The 1522-nt window shown below is 70.2% G+C and carries 2 protein-coding genes; one reads left to right on the plus strand and one right to left on the minus strand.

The genetic code is table 11. The annotated features are described in order from the left end of the window. Positions 1–285: 285 nt before the first annotated feature. Positions 286–1041: a GOLPH3/VPS74 family protein gene (locus STRTUCAR8_RS20250; protein WP_006377726.1), complete on the minus strand. Its 756-nt coding sequence runs from the start codon at positions 1039–1041 to the stop codon at positions 286–288. A gap of 233 nt (positions 1042–1274) precedes the next feature. Here STRTUCAR8_RS20250 and STRTUCAR8_RS54310 point away from each other — a divergent pair. Then, positions 1275–1522, plus strand: a 248-nt coding sequence (locus STRTUCAR8_RS54310) for a hypothetical protein (protein WP_006377727.1), incomplete at its 3' end; no start/stop codon positions are given.

Raw genomic sequence — 1522 nt, forward strand, 5'->3', positions numbered from 1 at the left:
GGTGCCCGGGTCGAACCGGTCGAGGTCGTTCGCCACCCACCAGCCCATGTCGTCGCTGGCCATGCTCAGCAGGATGTTGACGTCGCGGTGCGCGCCCGAGGCCAGTACGTCCATAGGGTGAGCGTGCACCACCGCGCCCCGCGCGGGCCGACGGCTCCCGAACCGGTCTTGGGGACTGCGGTGCGGCGCTGTCGAGGTCCTGCGTGGTGCGCGTTCGCGTCGTACGGGGTGGTGCGGGGTCGTGCGGGTGCCTCGCGGAACGGACGTTCGCCGTGGGACTGCGGCTCAGTGAGCCACGGCGCGCGCCATGGATCCGCGGTGCGGTTGCATCGGAACGCCGCGTGCGGGCTCCGGTGCGGGCCTGGCTCCGGGGGTGGCCTGACGGCCGGCCGGTGCCGGGTTGCGGCGCGGCTGGACCGCGACGCCGTTCTGCACGTCCATGACAGCGTGGGCCACCAGACCACCCATGGGGTCGTGCCGGATCAGGTCCCGCAGCCGGGAGCGGGACGAACGTCCCTCGTTACCCGGATACAGGTGCTTGCCGAGACCGACCGCATGGGCCAGGGCGGCGAGCGCTGCCGTCCGCGGGTCCGGCGGGACGCCGGTGCGGATGGCGGTGTCCAGTCGGGCTCTGATCTCCCGGCTGATCTCCGTGTCCGTCGCCTGATAGCGAGTTGTCGGCAGCACCCCGCACATCTGTCCCGCCACGGCATGCACCATGCCGCACCGCTCGAGATGCGAGAGGTAGGTCTGACGCAGCCCCAGGCGGGGCCCGCCAATCCAGTTGACCGCGCGTACGGGTGCTCCGCGTCGGCGAAGCAGTTCCAACGCACAGTCCAGTGTTGGATCTCCAGTCGGCCGTGGTTGGACCACGGCGATACGATCCCCGTCCGGGGCTATCCGTCCGGCCATCGCCAGCTCCACTAGCTGTGCTCCGGCCAGACCGAGGTCGAGCGACTGCGGCTGTGCGGTGGTACCCGTGGCCGGGTCCAACGCCAGCAGAAGAAGCTCTTCCGGAATTGATCTGCGGCTCCTGCCCATCCATGCCTCCCCGCGTGGATGAATGACAGGGTGACCCCTCTCACATTCATCTGTCGAGAGGGCGTGACCGGTTCGTTGTGGAACCAGTAGGTATGTCGTTCTCGTCTACCGCAGGAGTCAAGGTCGCGCACAGGACACTGGTAGACGGTTCGGACAGTGTTGTTCGGGCGGCGATTGACGGTCCACGGTTCGGTACACGCACGGTGAGCGTGCGGCGCATCAAGGAGGCATCGGTGGCGGGCGAGTCCCCCGACAGGTCGAAGCAGCGCGAGTCGTCGGAAGAACCGACGTCGGGGAGCGCGAGTCCGGTTCCCGGGGCCAGGGGTGAATCAGGCGCCGGGGCCCGCGACCCACGGCTCGCGGTGGCCCGGGACCGGGAGTCCCCGGCGCGCGGTGGCGTGGACACGGCGACACGGGTGTTCCAGCGCCCGCAACTCCCGGCGGACGCGAGCGGCTCCGCCGATGGCGCGAGTACGCCGGA

This window comes from Streptomyces turgidiscabies Car8, assembly GCF_000331005.1.
Taxonomy (GTDB): Bacteria; Actinomycetota; Actinomycetes; order Streptomycetales; family Streptomycetaceae; genus Streptomyces; species Streptomyces turgidiscabies.

Coding starts and splice junctions, on each gene's coding strand:
- STRTUCAR8_RS20250 (WP_006377726.1), bottom strand. CDS start 1,041: ATGGGCAGGAGCCGCAGATCAATTCCGGAAGAGCTTCTTCTGCTGGCG.